General features: G+C 64.3%; 21 protein-coding genes. 11 read left to right on the top strand and 10 right to left on the bottom strand.

Going from position 1 to position 22,206, the window contains the following annotated elements; all coding sequences use genetic code 11:
- Positions 1-140: 140 nt before the first annotated feature.
- Positions 141-3,455, top strand: a complete 3,315-nt coding sequence (locus AC3ITW_RS02675; RefSeq protein WP_100434013.1) for a DEAD/DEAH box helicase — start codon at positions 141-143, stop codon at positions 3,453-3,455.
- A gap of 30 nt (positions 3,456-3,485) precedes the next feature.
- Here AC3ITW_RS02675 and AC3ITW_RS02670 read toward each other — a convergent pair whose 3' ends face one another.
- Genes AC3ITW_RS02670 through AC3ITW_RS02645 form a run of 6 tightly spaced genes read right to left on the bottom strand, consistent with a single transcriptional unit; the run spans position 3,486 to position 8,027 of the window.
- A complete protein-coding gene (locus AC3ITW_RS02670) occupies positions 3,486-4,688 on the bottom strand; it encodes a hypothetical protein (protein WP_012509991.1) in 1,203 nt (400 codons plus the stop codon).
- A complete protein-coding gene (locus tag AC3ITW_RS02665) occupies positions 4,663-5,088 on the bottom strand; it encodes a hypothetical protein (RefSeq protein ID WP_004141952.1) in 426 nt (141 codons plus the stop codon). Before AC3ITW_RS02665 ends, AC3ITW_RS02670 begins: the two co-directional genes overlap by 26 nt.
- Before the next feature lie 49 nt (positions 5,089-5,137).
- Positions 5,138-5,737, bottom strand: a complete 600-nt coding sequence (locus AC3ITW_RS02660; RefSeq protein WP_004141949.1) for a hypothetical protein — start codon at positions 5,735-5,737, stop codon at positions 5,138-5,140.
- Positions 5,734-6,138, bottom strand: a complete 405-nt coding sequence (locus tag AC3ITW_RS02655; RefSeq protein ID WP_004141946.1) for a GtrA family protein — start codon at positions 6,136-6,138, stop codon at positions 5,734-5,736. Before AC3ITW_RS02655 ends, AC3ITW_RS02660 begins: the two co-directional genes overlap by 4 nt.
- Positions 6,116-7,060, bottom strand: coding sequence for a glycosyltransferase (locus tag AC3ITW_RS02650; protein ID WP_012509988.1), 945 nt, complete (start codon positions 7,058-7,060; stop codon positions 6,116-6,118). The genes AC3ITW_RS02655 and AC3ITW_RS02650 overlap by 23 nt, the downstream gene beginning before the upstream one ends.
- Positions 7,061-7,070: 10 nt before the next feature.
- On the bottom strand, positions 7,071-8,027 hold the full coding sequence (locus tag AC3ITW_RS02645) for a UDP-glucuronic acid decarboxylase family protein (RefSeq protein WP_012509987.1): 957 nt from the start codon (positions 8,025-8,027) through the stop codon (positions 7,071-7,073).
- Between the two features lie 229 nt (positions 8,028-8,256).
- On the opposite strand from AC3ITW_RS02645, the gene AC3ITW_RS02640 reads away from it, so the two are divergent.
- The 10 genes from AC3ITW_RS02640 (at position 8,257) to AC3ITW_RS02595 (ending at position 18,689) form a co-directional block, all read left to right on the top strand.
- Positions 8,257-9,603 carry a phosphohexomutase domain-containing protein gene (locus AC3ITW_RS02640; RefSeq protein WP_065722730.1) on the top strand — a complete coding sequence of 449 codons (1,347 nt, stop codon included), beginning with the start codon at positions 8,257-8,259 and terminating at the stop codon, positions 9,601-9,603.
- Positions 9,604-9,614: 11 nt separating this feature from the next.
- A complete protein-coding gene (locus AC3ITW_RS02635; RefSeq protein ID WP_065722729.1) occupies positions 9,615-11,024 on the top strand; it encodes a mannose-1-phosphate guanylyltransferase/mannose-6-phosphate isomerase in 1,410 nt (469 codons plus the stop codon).
- 161 nt (positions 11,025-11,185) lie between these two features.
- Positions 11,186-11,914: a 1-deoxy-D-xylulose-5-phosphate synthase N-terminal domain-containing protein gene (locus AC3ITW_RS02630; RefSeq protein ID WP_065722728.1), complete on the top strand. Its 729-nt coding sequence runs from the start codon at positions 11,186-11,188 to the stop codon at positions 11,912-11,914.
- Positions 11,911-12,804: a transketolase family protein gene (locus AC3ITW_RS02625; RefSeq protein ID WP_065722727.1), complete on the top strand. Its 894-nt coding sequence runs from the start codon at positions 11,911-11,913 to the stop codon at positions 12,802-12,804. Before AC3ITW_RS02630 ends, AC3ITW_RS02625 begins: the two co-directional genes overlap by 4 nt.
- Positions 12,801-14,765 carry an NAD-dependent epimerase/dehydratase family protein gene (locus tag AC3ITW_RS02620; RefSeq protein ID WP_065722726.1) on the top strand — a complete coding sequence of 655 codons (1,965 nt, stop codon included), beginning with the start codon at positions 12,801-12,803 and terminating at the stop codon, positions 14,763-14,765. Before AC3ITW_RS02625 ends, AC3ITW_RS02620 begins: the two co-directional genes overlap by 4 nt.
- Positions 14,762-15,697 (top strand): class I SAM-dependent methyltransferase, encoded by a 936-nt coding sequence (locus AC3ITW_RS02615; protein WP_100467774.1) that lies wholly within the window; start codon positions 14,762-14,764, stop codon positions 15,695-15,697. The genes AC3ITW_RS02620 and AC3ITW_RS02615 overlap by 4 nt, the downstream gene beginning before the upstream one ends.
- A 17-nt stretch (positions 15,698-15,714) precedes the next feature.
- On the top strand, positions 15,715-16,434 hold the full coding sequence (locus AC3ITW_RS02610) for a class I SAM-dependent methyltransferase (protein ID WP_197737729.1): 720 nt from the start codon (positions 15,715-15,717) through the stop codon (positions 16,432-16,434).
- A gap of 47 nt (positions 16,435-16,481) precedes the next feature.
- Positions 16,482-16,808 (top strand): EamA family transporter, encoded by a 327-nt coding sequence (locus AC3ITW_RS02605; RefSeq protein WP_489390050.1) that lies wholly within the window; start codon positions 16,482-16,484, stop codon positions 16,806-16,808.
- Positions 16,786-17,124, top strand: a complete 339-nt coding sequence (locus tag AC3ITW_RS02600; RefSeq protein ID WP_489390049.1) for a hypothetical protein — start codon at positions 16,786-16,788, stop codon at positions 17,122-17,124. Before AC3ITW_RS02605 ends, AC3ITW_RS02600 begins: the two co-directional genes overlap by 23 nt.
- Positions 17,124-18,689, top strand: a complete 1,566-nt coding sequence (locus AC3ITW_RS02595) for a hypothetical protein (RefSeq protein WP_489390048.1) — start codon at positions 17,124-17,126, stop codon at positions 18,687-18,689. The genes AC3ITW_RS02600 and AC3ITW_RS02595 overlap by 1 nt, the downstream gene beginning before the upstream one ends.
- A 3-nt stretch (positions 18,690-18,692) precedes the next feature.
- On the opposite strand, the gene rfbD is transcribed toward AC3ITW_RS02595, so the two are convergent.
- Genes rfbD through rfbB form a run of 4 tightly spaced genes read right to left on the bottom strand, consistent with a single transcriptional unit; the run spans position 18,693 to position 22,106 of the window.
- Positions 18,693-19,598, bottom strand: a complete 906-nt coding sequence (rfbD, locus tag AC3ITW_RS02590; protein ID WP_100467772.1) for a dTDP-4-dehydrorhamnose reductase — start codon at positions 19,596-19,598, stop codon at positions 18,693-18,695.
- Complete coding sequence (rfbC, locus tag AC3ITW_RS02585) at positions 19,595-20,152, bottom strand: dTDP-4-dehydrorhamnose 3,5-epimerase (RefSeq protein WP_065722719.1); 558 nt, start codon at positions 20,150-20,152, stop codon at positions 19,595-19,597. Before rfbC ends, rfbD begins: the two co-directional genes overlap by 4 nt.
- Positions 20,149-21,036, bottom strand: coding sequence for a glucose-1-phosphate thymidylyltransferase RfbA (gene rfbA, locus AC3ITW_RS02580; protein ID WP_065722718.1), 888 nt, complete (start codon positions 21,034-21,036; stop codon positions 20,149-20,151). The genes rfbC and rfbA overlap by 4 nt, the downstream gene beginning before the upstream one ends.
- Positions 21,037-21,050: 14 nt before the next feature.
- Complete coding sequence (gene rfbB, locus AC3ITW_RS02575) at positions 21,051-22,106, bottom strand: dTDP-glucose 4,6-dehydratase (RefSeq protein WP_100434004.1); 1,056 nt, start codon at positions 22,104-22,106, stop codon at positions 21,051-21,053.
- Positions 22,107-22,206 lie beyond the last annotated feature (100 nt).

Below are 22,206 nucleotides of genomic sequence, written 5' to 3'. Positions count from 1 at the left end.
TGAGGATGACCGCATTCTAGCTGGAGGGCGGCGAAGGGCCTGGATGCGCCGCAGCATTGACGGAGCACCAGGCGGGCATTGGGTAGAATGGCCGATTCCACGCAGAAGGTGGCTGCAGCGCCTGCGCCCCTCCATCTACGATGACGCCGACCTTCACAGACGAAGACCTGTTCCGCTGGATAGACGAATGGACACTGCAGAAAAGCGAGCAGTGCCTGGGTGGCGTGCGCAACCGGCAACTCCGCGATGGCCTGCTGACGGCCGAGGTACAGGGTTCGGCCAGGCATCCCTACTACGTGGAGATCGATCTGACGGCCAGTACGCGCACCGCGCGCAGCCGCCTGCAGAGTGCCTGTTCCTGCCCCGTCGGCCGCACCTGCAAGCATGTGGCGGCGGTGCTGGTCTCGTACATGCTGGATTCGCTTGCCATGGACGACGAAAGCCCCCTGACCGAACAGAACCTGACGCAACCGCCGCGTCCTGAACTGCTGGCGGAGCTTTCGCGTTGGCAGAGCGCGCGGATCCAGCCGGCCCAGCCACGCCGGAACGGTGTCATCTTCGAACTGTCCACCTATAACCACCACCCCGCCGTGCTGGTCCGGCGCGTCAAGTACGGGACCGATGGTGCGATCAGCACGGGCAAGTGGATGGATATCACCGCGGACCTGCTGCTGGATCCTCCGGCATATCTCACGCCGACTGATCTGGCGGTGATGATCCAGCTACGCACCCAGCGGCAGCCCGCGACGAAGGACGAATGGATCGACTTCGCGGCCACCCTGCAGTTGATCGTCTCCAGCGGCCATGGCTGGGTCTCCTGCGGTACGCACGGCGACGTGCCGGCCCGGTCAGGAGCTCCACGCCGCGGCGAACTGGGCTGGACCGTTGGCATGACGCAGGGCGCGACGCTGCTGGAACCCGCGTTGAGCGTGGAGGGCGGCGCCAGAGGCGTGGTCCTGGGCCGGAGTGCGTGCTATCTGGACCCGGTCACCGGCGAGGTCGGTCCGCTGCTGCTGGATGTCAGGGCCGAGGACGCCGACGCCTTCCTGAGCCTGCCCAATCTGTTACCCAACGAAGAAGCGGTGGTCGCACAGATGCTGCAACAGATCGACCCTGCCCTGCCGCGCCCCGGTGCAAGCGACACGCTGCCCACCCTGCAGATCAGCGCGATGATCCCCGTGCTGCGCCTGCATACGATTGAGTTCCGGCCGGCATGGCTCGGCCGCCGCGACCCGTCGCAATGGGCCGATATCGCGACCGTGGCCTTCGAGTACGACGAGCATGTGCGGTTCCTGGATGACCCGAGCCTGTTCGCCCACGACACCGAGGGCCGGCTGGCCCTGTTGCCCCGCGACCTGGCTGAAGAAGCGCGACGGGAAGGCGAGCTGCGCAGTGTGAAGCTGCACCGCGACCCGCAGCCACGCGCGGTTCTGGATGGCGCAGGCCCTCAATTCCAGCTGCGTACCCATGACTGGACCGGATTCCTTCTGGGCGATGTACCACGACTGGAGGCCCTCGGCTGGAAGGTGGAGACGGATGACGATTTCCGCCATCGCATCACCCGGGTGGATGAGATCGATCTGGACATCCAGGCAGACCCGGAGGACGCGGGCTGGTTCAACCTGGGGTTGGAGATCCAGGTGGATGGCCGCAAAGTGTCCATGGTTCCGCTGCTGCAGCAGGTGCTGCACGCCGATCCGCGCTGGTCGCGCGGCCAGCTGGACGCCATTGGCGATGACGAGAACATCCTGCTGACTGCCAGCGGCAACACGCGCCTGGCGCTGCAGGCGTCGCGACTGAAGCCGATCATGGCCCTGCTGGCCGACCTGTTTACCCAGCGTGGTGCACCGTTGCGCTTGTCGGCGCACGACCGCGGCCGCCTGCAGGCGCTGCAGGACGATGCACACCTGCAGTTCCGGGGTCACAAGGACACCCAGGCACTCGTGCAGCGCCTGCTGCAGGCGCCAGCACCGGAAGACGTGGCACCGCCTGCGGGATTGCAGGCGACGCTGCGCAGCTACCAACGCGAAGGCCTGTCGTGGCTGCAGTACCTGCGCCAGCAGGGGCTGGGCGGCGTGCTGGCCGATGACATGGGCCTGGGCAAGACCCTGCAGACCCTGGCCCATCTGCTGGTCGAGAAGGAAAGTGGCCGCCTGGACCGGCCTGCGCTGCTGGTGGTGCCGACCTCGCTGCTGCACAACTGGCAGAGCGAAGCGGCACGCTTCACCCCGGGCCTGCGCGTACTGACCCTGCACGGACCGGCACGTGAAGCGCTGTTCGAGGCTATCCCCGAGCACGATCTTGCACTGACCACGTATCCCCTGCTGTGGCGCGACGAGCAGGCGTTGCAGTCCCATTCCTACCATCTGCTGATCCTGGACGAGGCGCAGCAGGTGAAGAACCCGAAATCGCGGGCGGCGGTCACGCTGCGCACGCTGCAGGCGCGTCATCGCCTGTGCCTGACCGGTACGCCGCTGGAGAACCACCTGGGCGAACTGTGGACGCAGTTCGACTTCCTGCTGCCCGGGCTGCTCGGCAGTGAAAAGCTGTTCAACCAGCATTGGCGCCACCCCATCGAACGCGGCAGCGACCAGCGTCGTGCCCAACTGCTGGCGCAGCGGCTGCGCCCCTTCATCCTGCGCCGGCGCAAGGACCAGGTGGCCGCCGAACTGCCGCCGAAAACCCTCATCACCCGTGCGGTGACAATGGAGGGCGGGCAGCGTGATCTCTATGAAACCGTACGTGCGGCGATGGAGAAGCAGGTCCGCGAGGCCATCAGCGACAGCGGACTGGCACGCAGCCACATCCGGGTACTGGATGCGCTGCTGAAGCTGCGCCAGGTCTGCTGCGATCCGCGCCTGCTGCCGGGCGAAACGCCGGCACGCAATGCCGGTTCGGCCAAGCTTGAGCTGCTGCGCGAGATGCTGCCGTCGATGGTCGAGGAAGGCCGCCGCATCCTGCTGTTCTCGCAGTTCACCGGCATGCTGGCGCTGATCGCGCAGGCGCTCGACGGGCTGGGCCTGGCCTATGTGACCCTGACCGGTGATACCCAGGACCGGGTCACGCCGGTGCAGCGTTTCATGCAGGGCGAGGTGCCGCTGTTCCTGATCAGCCTGAAGGCCGGTGGCGTGGGGCTGAACCTGACCGCCGCCGACACCGTCATCCACTTCGATCCCTGGTGGAATCCGGCCGCCGAGAACCAGGCCAGTGACCGTGCCCATCGCATCGGCCAGCAGCAGCCCGTGTTCGTCTACCGGCTGATTGCCGCCGGTAGCATCGAAGAGCGGATCGCCGAGCTGCAGGAGCGCAAGGCGATGCTGGCCGAATCGATTCTGGAAGGCGGCGGCAGCGCAGGACCGCGCTTCAGCGAAGAGGACGTGCAGGCGCTGCTGGCGCCGTTGCCGGGTGCTTTGCCGGCGCGACGCAAGGCCGGCCGGCAAAGCAAGGTCCGCTAGAGCGTTGGGGCTGCGGCCAACGCCGCGACATCATTCGGCTCGAGCCACCGGGGTTGCGCGCGGCCCCAACACGGACAGCATCGCGAAGGCCAACAGCAGGAGCACGGGCAGGCGGACACGATCCGCACTGGTCCGCAGGTGCCAATCCAGGTCATGCGGCGTGCCGAGATAGACGAGGAACAGCACCGCGGCGTAAGCCAGCGCCGCCAGCAGCGACGTCATCGCCACCGGCGTGCGCAACGTCCGTCGCCAGAACACTGCCAACAACAGCAACGGAACCAGTACCCAGGCATCCAGGAGCAGTCGCTTGAGGATGAGTTGACTCCCGCCATCGCTGCCCAGGCGAGCGAGCAGCTGGCCCTTCATGTCGCTACCCGCCAGATCATTGCCAACGCCCGCTCCGTCCACACTCAGCTTCCATGCCAGCAGCGGCAACAGGGCCACGAGCACGGCAAGGACGATGTGCCAAGCAAGGCGGCGCTCCCGCAACAGGCCATCCACCAGCACAGATGCTGTGAGTACGGCAGCCAGCACGGCGCCCTCGTTCTTCAGCATCGAGAGCACGGCCACCAGCAGGACGAATGCGATCAGCTCACCAGCACGCGGCCTACCGCCCGTCGTGCGGGCGCGGACAGCGGTTGCCACCACCGCGACTGCATAGACTGCCACCAGCGCATCCATGTAGCCGTTGAGCAGCATCTCGCGGCCCGTGCTCAGCAGCAACAACGCAAACAGCGCCACCAACCAGCGCGAGCGCAGGCTAGGCGCGATCAACAGCAAGGCAGGCAGCAGCAGCAACGGGGCCACAGCCTTGGGCAGCAGCTCGTTCCAGTGCCCCAGCAGGCCCGCGGCAGAGGCCATCAGCAACGGTACCAGCGCCGGATAGTCGTTGTGGCTCCACGGCGCGTAGTCGTCCAGCTGGGCATACAGCGAGCCCTCCAGGAAGATGCGCTTGGCATGGAACAGCCAGATCGACCGCGGGTCCCAGCCGTCACTGGGACTGCCCAATGCGATCAGCACCAGTGCGCAGGCGACCAGCACCAACGGCGACACGCGCAGATCACGCACCGCGGGAAGCGCCAGCAAGGCACTGACCAGGAAGATAGCGAAGGCAACCAGCACCGGCCACCCCATCAGGCCTGTGGCCGCCAGGGCATAGCACAACAGCAACGAGGCCAGCATGGCCAGCGCCGCACGGCGTCCCAGTTCAACGGCAGTTGGCAAGAACGACATTTCCCCTCCTGTCGAGAACCTGGCAGGTGGCAGCCAGCGGGTCATCCGCCTTCAGCAGGCGATGTGGCGTATCGGCATCGCTGAAGCGCGCCGGATACAGCGCCTCCCACATGCGCTGCTGCAGCAACGGGTCGTCTTTCAGACCCTGCCCAAGCGACAACGGCGAGAGATCCTCGCGCTGCGCGCGCATCAGTTCACGAGCATCCACCACCTCGCGCGGTACGGACGCCGCAAAGCCTGCATCTTCAGCGAGCGCCTGGCGCAGCAGAGGGGTTTCGAAGTGCGAGCGGCGCGCCACCGAAGCAAGGGCGAGGACCAGCAACACGCCCAGCAAGGCGGCGGCAGCCCATTGCCAGGGCGAAGGGCGTCTGCGAACGGATAGGTTACTCATGTCTTCCATGAAAGGACGGGAAAGCGATGGATCCTGGACGAATGCCAGGACGCGCGTACTACTGGCAACGGTAGTCAGTCGGCATCCGGCTGTCGCGGAAAGGATCGGTCAGCGCATCGGTGTACTGGCCCATCAACAGGCGATGGGTCGGCAGCAGGTTTTTCCGGTAGAAGCGACTGAATGAGGCCAAGCGCTCACCCCGGGCTGTCAACCTGACACAGCCGCCATCGATCTGCACCGTGCCGGACTGCAGCTGCTCGGTCAAACGCACCTCCACCAGATGATGCTCACGCACATACTCTTCGGTGAAGACCTCGCGGAATGCATCCTCGCGGATGCCACCACCACGCTGCTGCAGCTTTTCCAGAATGTAGAACGACAGCGACCGATCAATCACTGTGGGTACGGAGATCGCGAATACGTAGCCGCCCAGCAGCCAGATGGCCGCGAGCTGGATCAACTCCAGACGACTGAAATCGCGGAACCATTTCAGCAGATACAGCCCTGCGAACACGACCACAAGGGCGATCACCGCATCAAGGATACTGGCGTACAGCACCACGTTCACCCGGAAGTGGCGCATATGCACGTAGTAGACCAGCAGCAGGGCAACCACGAAGATGACGGTCGCCACTACGGCGCGCAGGTATCTGTTCATTTGAACACCAGGAATTTATTGGCAGCAAAACTGATGGTCATCTGCATGCCCGTGGCCAGCACGAAACCGATACGGTAATCCAGCTGCAACCGGTCGGCCCAGACGTACATCACCAGCCCATGCAACAGGGCGATGCCGGCATAGACCAGCAGGAACAACGAGCCTTGCCGCGCCACGTTTCCCTGTCTGCCGCGAAAGACAAAATAGCGGCTGCCAAGGAACGAGGCGATGATGCCAAACACCGCTGCCAGAGCATTGGCCGCCGCGGCGAGCGGGATGTGCAGCACCTCGATGTTGAAGCGCAGCACCCCGTAGTGAACGGCCGTGGCGGCAAGGCCGTTGATCACATAACGAATGAACTGGCCAGCCAGCGCGTCCTTACGCGCTACGACGGGTGGCATGCAGGACCTCGTCGACGAATTCACGATAGCTGCCGACGCCAAGCACGCCACCGCTGCGCATCATGCCCGACAGCATGAGGATGATCAGGGTCAGTGCGGCCGTCTGCAGGAACACCAGCACCAGAATGCCGAATGCCAGCGAGAACCACCCCTGAGATGCAAAGCCCAGCATCTTCAGCACGGTTGCGACGACACCGCCGGTGATCGACAGTGCCGCCACCACGGTGCAGGCGATGCCCACGCGCACCAGCACATCCTCGGCAAACACCATCAGCGCGCGAAACCCGTGCAGGGCCAGGCCGACAAAGTTCATCTTGCTGCGGCCGGCGTAGCGTGGCCCCCGATCCAGCGCGCAGGTCTGCACGCGCAGCTTGGACCCCAGCACGCAGGCCGCAACATGGATCCAGAGCTCCTGCATCGATGCCAACCGGCGCACCGCTGGCATTTTCGCTGCCATGAAATTGCCGAAACTGATCTGCCTCCCGCTGAGCAGCGAGAACAGAAGCTTGTACACCACGTAGAAGGCCTTGAACCTCAACGATTCCACCCGGCTCCGGCGGCTGGCCACAACCACGTCGACATCGGCCGAATCCAGGCCGGCAACCAGCGCGGTGATGCTCTCAGGCGTGTCCTCTCCATCGGAATCCATGGCCACGACGATGTTGTCGCCATCAAAGTGTTCGGCCACATAGCTCAGGCCGATGGCAATCGCCCGCTGGTGCCCGACGTTGCGCCGCAGGCGGATCACCACGCCTTCCAGTCCTGAGGCCTCGATGGCACTGATCGGCAGTGGTTGCCGTACCGAGCCGTCGTCGACAGCCACAACATAGGTGTCCGGCCCCTGCGTGCGGGCGAGCTCGATGAACAGCTTCGAAGACGCTTCCAGGTCCTCATAGACCGGCATCACCACAATCTTGCGCATCGTCGGCACCTCAGGCCTGCAGCCGATGGCGGAAGTAGGCGATGGTTTCCTTCAGGCCGTCCTCCAGGCCGACTCTGGGTTCCCAGCCAAGATCGGCCCTGGCCAGGCTGATATCCGGCTGGCGCTGGCGCGGATCATCCGAAGGCAACGGGCGATACTCGATCTTCGACGAGCCACCGACCAGCCGGAGCACGGTTTCAGCTAGTTCCAGCATGGTGTACTCGGCCGGATTGCCGATATTGATCGGGCCGGTGAGGTCGGCTGGCGAATCCATCAGGCGCAGCATGCCTTCGATCAGATCGTCGACATAGCAGAAGCTACGGGTCTGGCTGCCGTCACCGTAGATGGTGATCGGGTCGCCCTTCAGCGCCTGCACGATGAAATTACTGACCACGCGGCCATCGTTGGGGTGCATGCGTGGGCCATACGTATTGAAGATGCGCATGACCTTGATTTCCAGCTGATGCTGGCGCCAGTAGTCGAAGAACAGGGTTTCCGCACAGCGCTTGCCTTCGTCATAGCAGCTACGGATACCGATCGGGTTGACCCGGCCCCAGTAGCCCTCCACCTGCGGATGGATTTCCGGATCGCCATAGACCTCGCTGGTGCTGGCCTGCAGGATGCGCGCGCGCAGACGCTTGGCCAGGCCGAGCATGTTGATTGCACCATGCACGCTGGTCTTGGTGGTCTGCACCGGATCCTGCTGGTAGTGGATCGGCGAGGCCGGGCAGGCCAGATTGAAGATCCGATCCACTTCCACGTACAGCGGGAACGTCACGTCGTGGCGCATCAGCTCGAAGCGTGGGTGCCCCAGCAGCCCATCCACGTTCGCCTTGCTGCCGGTGTAGAAGTTGTCCACGCAGAGGACGTCATGGCCGGCCGCAATGAGGCGGTCACACAGGTGTGACCCCAGGAAGCCGGCACCGCCGGTCACCAGCACGCGCTTCTGATCGTGAGTGAATTTCAAAGCAATCCTCGAACCTTCTGGAGCAGCAGGCCAATCGGCGGTGGCCACGAAAGGCCACACCCTCGGTATTCAGCGCGCAATTGTAAGCGAACTGCCTGCTGGCCATGTTCCGCCCAGCCGCGACCGCCCCCCGCCTGCGCCCCGGCACAGGGGGATCCGCCCCCGGCTCACCCGCCGTTTGCAGACCCTCCCGCTATAATCGGGATTCTCTTCCTGATGGACTGGTTTGATGCCCCTGCCCGCCTTCAAGGCCTACGATATCCGTGGCCGCGTGCCCGAGGAACTGAACGAAGACCTGGCCCGCCGCATCGGCGTCGCCCTGGCCGCGCAGCTCGCTCCCGGCCCGGTGGTGCTTGGCCATGATGTGCGTCTGACCAGCGCAGGCTTGCAGGACGCGTTGGCGGCCGGCCTGCGCGGCACCGGCCGCGAGGTGATCGACATCGGCCTCTGCGGTACCGAGGAAGTCTATTTCCAGACCGACCACCTGGGTGCGGCCGGCGGCGTGATGGTCACCGCCAGCCACAACCCGATGGATTACAACGGCATGAAGCTGGTCAAGGAGAACGCGCGACCGATCAGCTCGGATACCGGCCTGTTCGCGATTTCCGATGCGGTCGCCGCCGACACCTCCGAGGCCCAGCCGCCTCGCGCGGGCCAAGTCGCCCAGCATGACAAGAGTGCCTATATCCAGCACCTGCTCAGCTATGTCGATACCAGCAGGCTCAAGCCGCTGAAGCTGGTGGTGAACGCAGGCAACGGCGGTGCTGGTGCCATCGTCGACCTGCTGGCACCGCACCTGCCGTTCGAGTTCATCCGCATCTGCCATGAACCCGATGGCAGCTTCCCCAACGGTATTCCCAACCCGCTGCTGCCGGAGAACCGCGCCGCCACCGCCGATGCGGTGCGCGAACACGGCGCAGACTTCGGCATTGCCTGGGACGGTGACTTCGACCGCTGCTTCTTCTTCGATCATTCCGGCCGCTTCATCGAGGGCTACTACCTGGTCGGCCTGCTGGCCAAGGCGATCCTGGCGCGCAATCCGGGCGGCAAGATCGTGCATGATCCACGCCTGGTCTGGAACACGGTGGACATGGTCGAGCAGGCCGGTGGCGTGCCCGTTCAGTGCAAGAGTGGCCACGCCTTCATCAAGGAAAAGATGCGTGCCGAAGATGCGGTGTACGGCGGCGAGATGAGCGCCCACCATTACTTCCGCGAGTTCGCCTATGCCGACTCCGGGATGATCCCGTGGCTGCTGATCGCGCAGCTGGTTTCCGAAAGTGGTCGTTCGCTGGCCGACTGGGTTGAAGACCGCATGGCCGCCTATCCCTGCAGCGGCGAGATCAATTTCAAGGTGGACGATGCCAAGGCCGCCGTCGCGCGCGTGATGGAGCACTTCGCGGCGCAGTCGCCCGCGCTGGACCACACCGACGGCATCAGCGCCGATTTCGGCGACTGGCGCTTCAACCTGCGCAGTTCCAACACCGAACCACTGCTGCGCCTGAACGTCGAAGCGCGCGGTGACGCTGCGTTGATGCAGGCGCGCACCGACGAAATTTCCCGTCTGATCCAGCAGTAACCGAGGCCCGCATGAGCAGCATCCAGCCCGTCATTCTCTCCGGCGGATCCGGCACCCGCCTCTGGCCGCTTTCGCGCGAAGCGTATCCGAAGCAGTTCCTGCCGCTGGCGGGCGAGCTGACCATGCTGCAGGCCACCTGGCAACGCGTCGCCCCGCTGGCGGCGCATGGCCCGCTGGTGATCGCCAACGAAGAACACCGTTTCGTCGCTGCCGAGCAGCTGCAGCAGGTCGGCGCCGAACCGGCCGCGATCATCCTCGAGCCGGTGGGCCGCAATACTGCACCGGCCATTGCCGTGGCCGCGCTGGAAGCCACCCGTGACGGTGCCGACGCACTGCTGCTGGTGCTGCCTTCTGACCATGTGATCACCAACGAAGCTGCCTTCCGCAGTGCAGTGCAGGCCGCGGCCAGTGCCGCCGACGCTGGGAAGCTGGTGACCTTCGGCATCGTACCGACCGGCCCGGAAACCGGTTATGGCTACATCAAAGCCGCTGATGGACAGGGTGTGCGTGCGGTCGAGCGTTTCGTCGAGAAGCCCGACCTGGAGACCGCCACCGGCTACGTGAGCAGCGGTCAGTACTACTGGAACAGCGGCATGTTCCTGTTCAAGGCGTCGCGCTACCTGCAGGAGCTGGAACGCTTCCAGCCGGAAATGCTGGCCAGCAGCCGCCAGGCCTGGCAGCAGGCCCGACGCGATGCCGACTTCACCCGCCTGGACAAGGATGCGTTCACCGCCGTGCCCTCAGACTCGATCGACTACGCGGTGATGGAAAAGACCGCCGATGCGGTGGTGATTCCGCTGGATGCCGGCTGGAACGACGTCGGTTCGTGGACCGCGCTGCGCGATGTCTCGCAGCAGGACGGTGATGGCAACGCCCACCAGGGTGACGTGATCGCCATCGATTGCCGCAACACCTACGCCTATGCGCAGCGTCTGGTGGCACTGGTCGGCCTGGATGACGTGATCGTGGTCGAGACCGATGACGCGGTGCTGGTCGGCAAGGCCGACCGCATGCAGGAAGTCAAGACGGTGGTGGCGAAGCTGAAGGCCGAAGGCCGCAGCGAAGCCACCTGGCACCGCAAGGTCTACCGCCCCTGGGGTGCCTACGACTCAATCGATAATGGTGAGCGCTTCCAGGTCAAGCGCATCACCGTCAAGCCCGGCGGCACGCTCAGCCTGCAGATGCATCACCATCGCGCCGAGCACTGGATCGTGGTCAGCGGCACGGCTGAAGTGACTCGCGGCAATGAGGTGATCCTGCTCAGCGAAAACCAGAGCACCTATATTCCGCTGGGCGTGACCCATCGCCTGCGCAACCCGGGCAAGCTGCCGCTGGAACTGATCGAGGTGCAGTCGGGCAGCTACCTGGGCGAGGATGACATCGTGCGGTTCGAGGATACCTACGGGCGGACCGAGAGCTGAGTTGGGGGCCGACTGGCAGTCTGCCTGGTCCGGTCCGACGAACGGGCAGCTGAGTCATGTCACGCCTGCCCGCGTCTATACTTGCCCGACTGAAGCAATGTGGGACTACAGTGAACAGGCTACCCGCTCTAGCAGCCCAGGCCCGCGCGCGCCTGCTGAAGATGCACTTCCAGACCCGGTCTGGCCATGTGGGTGGCAACCTTTCCTGCCTGGATGCACTGATCGCCCTGCATCACGACGTGATGCAGGAGGATGACCGCTTCGTTCTTTCCAAGGGCCATTCCGCAGGCGCGCTGTACGTCACACTCTGGAGCTTGGGGCGCCTGAGCGACGCGGATCTGGAAACCTTCAGCCAGGACGACAGCCTATTGCCCGGCCACCCCAGCGGCAGTGGCATTCCCGGCCTGATGTTCTCCACAGGATCGCTTGGCCACGGCCCCTCGCTTGCGGCCGGCCTGGCCCTGGCTGCACGTCACCAGGGCTCGAATCGGCGGGTGTACTGCCTATGCTCGGACGGAGAATGGCAGGAAGGCAGCTGCTGGGAGGCTCTGTCGTTCGCCGTTCACCATCGCCTGGACAACCTGACCCTGCTGATCGACCAGAACGGTCTGCAAGGGTTCGGCAGTACCCAGGATGTCGTTTCCTGCCCAGATCTGGGTCCCCGCCTGCAGGCTTTCGGTGCCCAGGTGCAGCGCGCGAACGGCCATGATCCCGACACCCTGGCGCAGATCCTCCACCAACCGGCCACCGGTGCGCCCACAGTACTGGTGCTGGATACAGTGAAGGGCCTTGGCACCCACTATGCAGGCCTGCTGGAATCCCACTACCTGCCGTTGGCGGAAGCCGAGTATGAGCAGGCGATTACGTTCGGGAGCGACGCAGTACGATGAGAAAGGCCTTCGCCACCGCAGTCATTGCCCACTGCGCAACCCCACAGCATTTCTTCCTCACCGGTGACCTTGGATTCATGGCATTGGAAGAAGTCAAGGACGTGTTCGGCAGCCGTTTCATCAATGCCGGCGTCGCCGAGCAGAACATGATCGGGGTTGCAGCCGGCCTTGCCCGCGAAGGCAACATCGTTTTCGCCTACAGCATCGCCCCCTTCTGCTACGCACGGCCGTTCGAGCAGATCCGCAATGATGTCTGCCTGCCTGGCCTGCCCGTCTGCCTCGTAGGCAATGGCGGTGGGTTCGCCTACGGCCACATGGGTCCGACCCATCATGCCCTGGAGGACTGCGCGGCAATGATGGCGCTGGGCATGGACGTCAAAGTTCCTGCGTTCGACGAGGATCTGCCCGCACTGCTGCAGGACCTGCGCCGCCCCACCTATTTGCGGCTGGGCTATGATGCCCGCCCTGCGGGGCACCAGGCACCGCCCTATGCTGCATGGCGCCAGCTGTTGCATGGAGAACGCGGGGTGCTGGCTGCGCTCGGGCCGATGGCGGGGGTTGCCTGGTCGGCGCTGGCAGAGTTGTCGGTGGCCGACCGGCCGGCGGTGTGGGCAGTGACTGAACCGGATGTACGGCAGCTGCCGAAGACCGTGGTCGACCAGCTGCGTGGCGGCCCACTGTACGTGGTCGAAGAGCATGTGCGCGAAGGAGGTCTCGGCATGTCGCTGGCCGCTGCCGTGCTGACTGCCGGCCATGCTGTCGGCCCGTTCATCCACCGCCACGCCCTGCGCTATCCTTCAGGCCGTTTCGGCTCGCAGCAGTTCCATCGCCGCGAGTGCGGCCTTGATGCCGAATCGCTGCATGCGATGGTGAAGGAGCAGACCGCATGAGCCTGGAGCGGATGATCGCCGCCCTGGAGGGGCCGATCCTGGTGATCGGAGCCAGTGGATTCATCGGTGCCAACCTGCTGCGCAACTGCCTCGCACAGCGCAGCGATGTGGTGGGCACTGTGTTCTCCGGAGACTCATGGCGCCTGCAGGGCATACATGCCGCCAACCTGGCATACCTCAACCTCAACGATCCCGCATCGGTCGCGACGTTGCTTCGCAAGGTCGCACCACGAACCATATTCGACTGCTCCTCGTTCGGCGCCTACGCCTTCGAAGATGACGCGCAGCGCATCCACGCCACCAACTACAGCAGTTTCATCAATCTGCTGGAACAAGCCAAGTCACTACCGCTGGTGGCCTATATCCGAGCCGGCTCATCCTCGGAGTATGGGCTCAATGCATCTGGCCCGGCCGAGGATGCGCCCCTGCTGCCCAACAGCCACTATGCGGTGAGCAAGGCGGCCTGCAGCCAGGCCGTCAGCTACTACGGCAAGGTCCTGCATCAGCCAATCGTCAACCTGCGCCTGTACTCGGTCTATGGCCCATACGAGGACAGCTCACGCCTGATTCCCAATCTCTGCGCACACATCGCACGCGGCGAGCTACCGATGTTTGCACGCCCCGACGTATCGCGCGACTTCATCCATGTCGACGACGTTGTCGCCGCCTTCGTGATGGCAGCCGCCCGGATGTCACCGGCGATCGCCGGCGAGTCCTTCAACATCGGCACAGGGCACTCGACCCGGCTGGACGCGTTGGCAGCCCAGGCAGTCTCCCAGTTCGATCTGGCCGCCACACCAGAGTTCAGCACCTCGGCCGGACGCGCCTGGGACCTCAGCGACTGGTACGCCAACCCGGCAAAAGCAGCCCGCCTACTCGGCTGGCAGGCTCGGATCACCCTCGAGAATGGGCTGCGCCGCAGCGTCGACTGGTGGCGTGAGCAACTGGGCCACAGCACCTTTGGCGAATTGACCAAGAAAGCCCCGCGCCAGGCCGAACGCAATTCCGTATCGGCGGTGATCGCGTGCTACCGGGATGCCCAGGCCATTCCAGTGATGCACCAGCGACTGACCGACGTATTCCAGCGCCTGGGCGTCGACTACGAGATCATCTTCGTCAATGACTGCTCGCCGGACGACTCGGCCGACGTCATCCGGCGCATCAGTGCCGAAGACCCTCATGTCATCGGCATCACCCATTCGCGCAACTTCGGTTCGCAGGCGGCATTCCGCAGCGGCATGGAGTACGCCAGCAAGGCGTCGTGTGTACTGCTGGATGGCGACCTGCAGGACCCGCCCGAGCTGATCGAGGACTTTGTCCGTGAATGGCGTGCGGGCGCTGAAGTGGTCTATGGCAGGCGCGTGAAGCGCGACATGCCGGTGATGCTCGAGGCCTGTTACCGCGCTTTCTACCGCGTGTTCGCGGCGATGAGCGAGGTCCCCATTCCGAAGGATGCCGGCGATTTCTCGCTACTGGACCGCTCTGTGGTGTATTGGATGCTGCAGTGCAAAGAACGCGACGCGTTCCTGCGTGGCCTGCGCGCCTTCGTCGGATTCCGCCAGGTCGGCGTGGACTACGTACGCCCCGACCGGATGTTCGGCACCAGCACCAACAACTGGATCCGCAACATCGGCTGGGCCAAGAAGGGCATATTCTCGTTCTCGCGCATTCCGCTGCATCTCCTGACTGCGTTCGGCGGCATCGCCTGTGCCCTTACAGTGCTGCTTGCCGCGTTCAGTGTTGCCGTGCGCGTGCTACACCCGGAACTGGCACCACGCGGCGTTACATTCGTCGCATTGCTGGTGATGTTCTTCGGCTCGGCCAGCATCCTCGGCATCGGTTTGCTCGGCGAGTACATCGGCAAGATCTTCGAGGAAACCAAGGCGCGCCCTGCCTTCATCCGCCGTAACCTGATCGTCCATGGCGAAATCAGAGTGCTTGCCCCCGGAAATGAATCATGAGCACACCTATTGAATTCGATCAGGCGCGGGACCGTCCGTGCCCCGGCTGTGGCGCCCGCGACGCAGTTGCATTCGCCGACGAGAAGCTCGATCCATCACGGGTCAACGACTTCACCTACGCATCGCGCAAGGATCCGGAGTTCATGTGTCTGTGGCTGGTGCGCTGCCTGGCCTGCGACCTGGTGTTCGCTCCGCGCCCGCCCAGCCATGACTTCCTGTCGCAGGCCTATGCGGATGCCGCCTACGATTCCACTCCGGAAGCTGCGGCTGCAGCCGCCAGTTACGCGCATGCCCTGGCGCCGCATCTGCAACAGCTTGCGCACCGACGCGGCGCGGTTGACGTGGGTGCCGGCAGCGGACCACTACTGCCCTACCTCCGGCAATCCGGCTTCGCTCCCGTCATCGGCGTCGAGCCGTCGCGTGCGGCGATCGACGCCGCACCCGAGGATGTCAGGCCCATGCTGGTCGAAGCCATGTTCGACCCCGATCTTCTTGCCGATCAGTCTATCTCGCTGGTGTGCTCGTTCATGACCCTCGAGCATGTCGCAGAGCCTGGTGACCTGGTCCGTTCGGCACATACCCTGCTGCAACCTGGCGGTAAGCTGGCGGTGGTCGTGCACAATTGGCGGGCCCCGCTGAACCGTCTGTTGGGGCTTCGCTCGCCCATCATCGATGTCGAGCACCTGCAGTTGTTCAGCGATCGCGCCGTTGCTGCGCTGCTTGAATCCAACGGATTCCAGCACGTGCGCGTTGATTCGATCCGCAACGCCTATCCGCTGCGCTATTGGGTCCGCCTGACGCCACTGCCCAGCGTCTTGAAGTCACTGCTGCTCACGGGCCTTGAACGCGTCGGCCTGGCCGGGATGATGATCCCGCTCAGAGTCGGCAACATCATGGCTGTTGGCACCAAACCTGTGAGTACCCCTGCATGAAATCCCAACGCCCGCTGGTGAAGAAGAACGTCGCACAGTTCGATGACGACGTCCGCGCGACCGGTTCCTATCGCTATACCACCGATCGCCTGTCCTCCAATCTGGCCAATGCACGCATCAGCAACGCGGTTGCTGCCGCCTTCCCGTTCCAGGGCAAGCGCGTACTGGATCTGGGGTGCGGCGATGGTTCCTATACGCTCGAGTTTCCGGGCATGGGAGCAGCCCACGCACTAGGGGTCGATCCTGCCGCCGTTGCGATCGAGGCCGCGCAGGCGCGCGCAGCCGCGCATGGCCTTGCCTCCCAGGTGGAATTTGCCGTCGGCAACATCTATGACATCAGCGCCGTCCTGGAAGAAGGAAGCTTCGACTGCATCGTGCTACGGGGCGTCCTGCACCACCTGCCGGACCCAGCCGGTGCCATCGCCGGCTTGGCTGGCTTCAAGGGTAGCATCGTGGTGGTGGAGCCGAATGGCCTCAATCCGGTGCTGAAACTACTGGAGCGCTTTTCCCGCTATCACATCGAACACGAAGAGCGCTCGTTCACGCCCTGGGCAATCCGCAACTGGCTGCGCGCCGCCGGCTTCAGCAAGATCAGCACCTCCACCATCAATCTCGTGCCCTTCTTTTGCCCCGACGCAGCCGCGCGTGGCCTGCGGTTACTGGAGCCATTGGTCGAGCAGCTGCCTCTCGCCCGTGACATCGCCTGTGGCCAGAACGTCATGCTGGCGCAGCGATGAGCCATGTGGCACGAAATCATTCCGCCCTCGCGGCCATGATCCTGTTCATGACCGCCGCCCAGGTCGCATTCAAGTACGCAGGCCTGCGCTCCTCCGGCGAAAGCGGAATCGGCCCGCAGACGCTGCTCAATCCCTGGTTGCATGCTGGACTGGCTGCTTCTGCGTTGGGGTTTGTCTGCTGGTTCATCACGCTTCGGGCGATGCCTCTCTCCGCCGCCTATCCATGGACGGCATTGATCTACCTGCTCACGCCCCTGGCCGCCGCGGGTCTGTTCGGTGAGATTCTGCCGCCAGGCTTCATGGCCGGCGTCGCACTGATCGTGATCGGCCTGTTCATCATCAACGGGGCCAATGGCCAACATGACGCCCGCTGAACTTTCCCTCGGACTTACCTCGGTATGTGCCAGCACTCTGTCACAGCTGGCGATGAAGGCCGCTGCACGCACCCACAAGCAGGCAGGCAAGTGGCTGCTTCTGATGCTTGCGATCGGATTGCAGTTGACTTCGGTCCTACTGGTGATCGTGCTGCTGCGTACGCTGCCGCTATCGATGCTGGTGGTGTTCGCCGCACTGGCCTACCTCACGGTTCCCGTACTGTGTGCCGCCCTCTTCAAGGAACGTTTGACCCTGCGCTTCTGGTTGGGCGCGGGCCTGGTCTGCGCTGGTGTAGTTCTCGCGAGCCTCCACTGATGGCACATGTGCGCCCCTCCTCACGCGTCCACGCCTGGCTGCCCTGGCTGGTCATCGTGGTTCTGACCATTGCCCTGCCGCGCCTGCTGCTATTGCGTTCGCCGCCTGCCACCGACGAAGGCTACATGGCCTATTTCGCGATGAAGGCGTACCTGTTGCTGGAGGGCTCAGGACAACTACCCGGGGATGGGCCACTGATGCTCTATCCCATCCTGCTGTCGTGGATCAACGGGCTGCAGGCAGAATCACTGCCCATGCTCCGCTTGGCCGACCTGATCATCGCCAGCGTGGCTGGCCTGTTGCTACTGGCCATGATCGCCCGCGAGTCCGGAAGCCGGTGGTGGGGGCCATTGCTGCTGGGCGCGCCGTTCCTTCTTGGGATGAACCATACCGAGTTCATCCAGTATGGATTCAAGAACAGCTATCAGGCGGCCTTCATACCTCTGTTCGCAGCCGTACTGCTGTGGCAGCGCGCGGACTCCGCATCCTTCCATCGATGGCTCCTGATGGGAGTACTGATCGCGTTCGGCGTACTGCTGCGCGAGACACTGGCGCCGTTCGCCGTGCTCGCAGTCGCTGCAGCCTGGATCAGTCACGGCCGCCGCCAGGCATTGGCCATGTGTGCCGGCGGCGCAGCATTGGCGCTCCCTCTGCTGGCGCTTGATATCGCACTGCGTGGAGATCTGACGAGCCTGCTGGACGCTTATCGGGGCTCCGGCGCAGTCTACTCGGCCCAACCACAAACGATGGAACTGTTCCTGCTGGCGGCCCGCCGCAGTGTAGCTGCTGCGCCGATCGCGTGCGCGCTGTCGATCGTGGCCACGGTCGTACTGCTGGCCATGATCGTCGCCCGTCGGGATCACTGGCTGCTGCGGCGTTCATTGTTCTGGTTCGCATGCGCCCTGCTGCCGCTGGTGGAACCCGCCACCAAGGCCGGCTTCCCCTATCACTTCGCCGTGATGCTGCCGGCCATGGCCATGCTCTGCGCGCTAGCCTGGCGCACCTTGCTCCCGGCCGGTGCGAAGCGCACCAGGCTTGCCATCGGCGTGCTCGCCATTGGCGAAGCACTGCTATTGGTGCCTCCAGTGCTCACGCAGGCGAAGGAAAGCCCCCAGGCATTGGCCGAAGTCCAACAGTTGGTCCAGCACGGTTGGCCTGCCGACCAGATCGAGCGATCCAACTATCTACTGGCTGCACGCATGCTGCGTGATGCCGCACCGCCCGGTGCGTCCGCCAGCATCAGCGGCTTCATGTTCAGCGTGTATCCGCTGTCCGGGCGCCTGCCACCCTCCGGTGAACTGAACAACCTCAGTGCGCGTATCATCCAGCTCGACCTTGATCCAGCACGGCTCGCGAAAGAGCTTGCGACCTGCTCTCCCGACCTGGTGTTGACCACCACGCGCACCGACTGGCCAGGCGCGCACGAGCTGGAGCAGGCGATCGCAATGTCTTCGCTGTACGAGCAGATCGGCGTCCTTCCAGCCGACCCGGCCAAGCACTACGGCATCTTTGGCGGCACGCTGTACCGGCGGATCAAACCCGGTGGTCATCACTGCGCGCAGTGAGAGTCACTGCTGCTGCCGCAATAGTTGCCGCATCACCGCGTGCAAGCCATGACGCCAGTCGGGCAACTGGATCTCCAGCGCCTGCTGCAGGCCACGGTTGTCCAGCACCGACCATGACGGGCGTCGCGCAGGCGTGGGGTAATCAGCAGCGGGGATCGCCTCGACGTCCGGCACCCGCTCCAGCAGGCCCAGCGCGAGTGCTTCGGCAAAGATCGCTTCGGCGAATCCATGCCAGCTGGTCTGGCCGTTCGCCGTCAGGTGCCAGGTGCCCGACAATGATGGTGATCGTTGCAGTGCCAACACCGTAACATCGGCGATCAGCGCTGCAGAGGTCGGTGTACCGATCTGATCAGCCACCACGCGCAGCCGATCGCGCTCGGCGCCCACACGCAGCATGGTGCGCAGGAAGTTCGCGCCATGCGAGGCATACACCCATGCCGTGCGGAAGATCAGATGGCGTCCTCCCGCAGCCCGTACGGCGTCCTCGCCATCACGCTTGCTGATGCCATAGACACCCAGCGGTGCGGTCGGCTCGTCCTCACGGTACGGTGCCGTGCCCTGGCCATCGAACACATAGTCGGTGGAGTAATGCACGAACGGCACATCATGCGCCGCACACCAACGCGCGATCACGCCCGGTGCCTGTGCGTTGACCGCAAAGGCCGCGTCGACTTCCCGTTCGGCACGGTCGACGGCGGTGTAAGCCGCCGCATTGACTACGACCGATGGCTGAAGCCGGTCGAGCAAGGCCGGCAGGCTGTCCGGCTGGTCGAAATCGGCGGTTTGGCAGACACTGCCATCAGGCAGGATGCCGCTGCGGGTGGTCGTGACCACCTTGCCCAGCGGCACCAGCGCGCGCAGCAGTTCCTGGCCGACCTGGCCGTTGCCGCCGAATACCAGAACGGTCATGGCACGTAGACCGGCAGGCGGTCTTCAGCGATGTCCTTCAGGAAGGGAGCACTCTCATCCTTGGCCGACAGCGTCGGTGCACTGATCGGCCAGTCCACGGCGATGTCCGCATCGTTCCAGCGCACGCCGGCATCGAAGTCCTTGAGGTACACCTCGGTGCACAGGTAACTGAACACCGCGCGTTCGGACAGCACCGCAAAGCCGTGCGCGAAGCCATCCGGAATCCAGAACTGCTTCTTGTTCTCGGCGCTCAGCACTACCGCTTCCCACTGGCCGAAGGTCGGCGAGCCACGGCGGATATCTACGGCGACATCATAGACCTCCCCTTCCAGCACGCTCACCAACTTGCCCTGCGGGCGCGGCCACTGATAATGCAGGCCGCGCAGCACTCCCTGCGCCGAGGTGGAAACATTGCTCTGTACGAAGCGATGCGGCAGGCCCAGCGCGGCGAAGCGCTCGGCATTCCAGGTTTCGAAGAAGTAACCACGGGCATCACCAAACACGGCCGGCTCGATCACCACGCAGCCGGGCAACCTGGTTTCAATCACTTTCACGGAACGACTCCACGCAGCGCGAGCTTGTGCAGGTACTGGCCGTAGCCATTCTTGATCAGCGGTGCAGCCAGTGCTTCCAGCTGCTCGGCGGTGATCCAGCCCTGGCCGAACGCGATTTCTTCCGGACAGCAGACCTGCAGGCCCTGACGGGTCTGGATGGTCTCGATGAAGTTGGAGGCTTCCAACAGCGACTGATGGGTGCCGGTATCAAGCCAGGCATAGCCACGACCGAGCGCTTCCAGGTGCAGATTGCCTTCCTGCAGATAGCGCTTGTTGAGGTCGGTGATCTCCAGTTCGCCGCGCGGCGAGGGCTTCAGGTCGACGGCGTGATTGCTGGCGTTGCCGTCGTAGAAGTACAGGCCAGTGACCGCGTAGTTCGAACGCGGGTTTTCCGGCTTTTCGACCAGGTCGATCACCTTGCCGCTCTTGTCGAACTCGGCCACGCCGTAGCGCTCAGGATCGTTGACCCAGTAGCCAAACACTGTGGCGCCCTGATCGCGCGCGTCCGCGCGCCTCAGCATTTCACGCAGGCCATGGCCGTGAAAGATGTTGTCACCCAGCACCAGGCAGCTCGGCTTGCCGGCCACGAAATCACGGCCGATCAGGTAGGCCTGGGCCAGGCCATCGGGGCTTGGCTGCACCGCGTACTGAATGTCCATGCCCCACTGTGAACCGTCACCCAGCAGCTGCTGGAACAGGGCCTGCTCGTGCGGGGTGTTGATGATGAGCACTTCACGGATGCCCGCCAGCATCAGCACGCTGAGCGGGTAGTAGATCATCGGCTTGTCGTATACCGGCAGCAGCTGCTTGCTGACGCCCTTGGTGATCGGATACAGCCGGGTGCCGGAGCCGCCGGCGAGAATGATGCCCTTGCGCTGGGTCATGAGGTCTCCTGGGTTCAGCCCGCGGTGCCGATGCGCTGCAGACGGTAGCTGCCGTCGAGCACGCCGTTGACCCATTCCTGGTTGTCCAGGTACCAGTCGACGGTGAAGGTGATGCCCTGCTCGAAGGTGTAGGCCGGTTCCCAGCCCAGGTCGTTCTTCAGCTTCGACGCATCGATCGCGTAGCGGCGGTCGTGGCCGGGGCGGTCGGCCACGTAGGTGATCTGGCTGCTGCGCGGCTGGCCATCCTCACGCGGGCGGCGCGCATCGAGCAGCGCGCAGATCGCCTGCACCACTTCGATGTTCTGCTTTTCCGAGTTGCCGCCGACGTTGTAGGTCTCGCCGACCTGGCCCTTGGCCAGCACGGTGCGGATCGCTTCGCAGTGGTCGGACACGAACAGCCAGTCGCGCACCTGCTTGCCATCGCCGTAAACAGGCAGCGGCTCGCCAGCCAGCGCCTTGGCGATCACCAGCGGAATCAGCTTCTCGGGGAAGTGGTACGGGCCGTAATTGTTGGAGCAGTTGGTGGTCAGCACCGGCAGCCCGTAGGTGTGGTGGAAGGCGCGGACCAAATGGTCCGAAGCCGCCTTCGACGCCGAGTACGGCGAATTCGGGGCATACGGCGTGGTTTCGCTGAACTTGCCGGTCTCGCCCAGGGTGCCGTACACCTCGTCGGTGGACACGTGCAGGAAGCGGAAGTCCGCACCCTGCTCGGCCGGCAGCGCCTTCCAGTAGTCACGGACCGCTTCCAGCAGGCCCAGGGTACCCACCACGTTGGTCTGGATGAAGGCGCCCGGACCGTCGATGGAGCGATCCACGTGGCTCTCGGCGGCGAAGTTGAGCACCGCGTCCGGCCGGTGCTCGGCCAGCAGGCGGGTGACCAGTTCGCGGTCACCGATGTCGCCTTGGACGAACAGGTGGTTCGGGTTGCCATCAAGGCTGGACAGGGTCTTCAGGTTGCCGGCGTAGGTCAGCACATCAAGGTTGATGACCTTGACGCCGCGCGCGACGGCTTCGAGAACGAAGTTACCGCCAATGAATCCGGCGCCGCCGGTGACAAGCCATGTGGGCACTACCTGTTCTCCTGATCGATCTATCGAAGTTCGGCGATATGAGAACCGTCCGATTCAGCCATACAGAATACATGGAGGGCCCCCGCCAACTGTCTGCCGA

Source organism: Stenotrophomonas sp. KH_052 (assembly GCF_057838755.1).
This window is presented reverse-complemented; position numbering and strand designations above follow the sequence as displayed.

What these genes read in the sequence shown, in the direction of transcription:
- AC3ITW_RS02630 (WP_065722728.1), top strand. Translation starts at nt 11,186, where the DNA reads ATGCACTTCCAGACCCGGTCTGGCCATGTGGGTGGCAACCTTTCCTGC.
- AC3ITW_RS02595 (WP_489390048.1), top strand. Translation starts at nt 17,124, where the DNA reads ATGGCACATGTGCGCCCCTCCTCACGCGTCCACGCCTGGCTGCCCTGG.
- AC3ITW_RS02670 (WP_012509991.1), bottom strand. Translation starts at nt 4,688, where the DNA reads ATGTCGTTCTTGCCAACTGCCGTTGAACTGGGACGCCGTGCGGCGCTG.
- rfbA (WP_065722718.1), bottom strand. Translation starts at nt 21,036, where the DNA reads ATGACCCAGCGCAAGGGCATCATTCTCGCCGGCGGCTCCGGCACCCGG.
- AC3ITW_RS02675 (WP_100434013.1), top strand. Translation starts at nt 141, where the DNA reads ATGACGCCGACCTTCACAGACGAAGACCTGTTCCGCTGGATAGACGAA.
- AC3ITW_RS02625 (WP_065722727.1), top strand. Translation starts at nt 11,911, where the DNA reads ATGAGAAAGGCCTTCGCCACCGCAGTCATTGCCCACTGCGCAACCCCA.
- AC3ITW_RS02650 (WP_012509988.1), bottom strand. Translation starts at nt 7,060, where the DNA reads ATGCGCAAGATTGTGGTGATGCCGGTCTATGAGGACCTGGAAGCGTCT.
- AC3ITW_RS02615 (WP_100467774.1), top strand. Translation starts at nt 14,762, where the DNA reads ATGAGCACACCTATTGAATTCGATCAGGCGCGGGACCGTCCGTGCCCC.
- AC3ITW_RS02600 (WP_489390049.1), top strand. Translation starts at nt 16,786, where the DNA reads ATGGCCAACATGACGCCCGCTGAACTTTCCCTCGGACTTACCTCGGTA.
- AC3ITW_RS02640 (WP_065722730.1), top strand. Translation starts at nt 8,257, where the DNA reads ATGCCCCTGCCCGCCTTCAAGGCCTACGATATCCGTGGCCGCGTGCCC.
- AC3ITW_RS02660 (WP_004141949.1), bottom strand. Translation starts at nt 5,737, where the DNA reads ATGAACAGATACCTGCGCGCCGTAGTGGCGACCGTCATCTTCGTGGTT.
- AC3ITW_RS02665 (WP_004141952.1), bottom strand. Translation starts at nt 5,088, where the DNA reads ATGGAAGACATGAGTAACCTATCCGTTCGCAGACGCCCTTCGCCCTGG.
- AC3ITW_RS02620 (WP_065722726.1), top strand. Translation starts at nt 12,801, where the DNA reads ATGAGCCTGGAGCGGATGATCGCCGCCCTGGAGGGGCCGATCCTGGTG.
- AC3ITW_RS02655 (WP_004141946.1), bottom strand. Translation starts at nt 6,138, where the DNA reads ATGCCACCCGTCGTAGCGCGTAAGGACGCGCTGGCTGGCCAGTTCATT.
- rfbD (WP_100467772.1), bottom strand. Translation starts at nt 19,598, where the DNA reads ATGACCGTTCTGGTATTCGGCGGCAACGGCCAGGTCGGCCAGGAACTG.
- AC3ITW_RS02605 (WP_489390050.1), top strand. Translation starts at nt 16,482, where the DNA reads ATGACCGCCGCCCAGGTCGCATTCAAGTACGCAGGCCTGCGCTCCTCC.
- AC3ITW_RS02635 (WP_065722729.1), top strand. Translation starts at nt 9,615, where the DNA reads ATGAGCAGCATCCAGCCCGTCATTCTCTCCGGCGGATCCGGCACCCGC.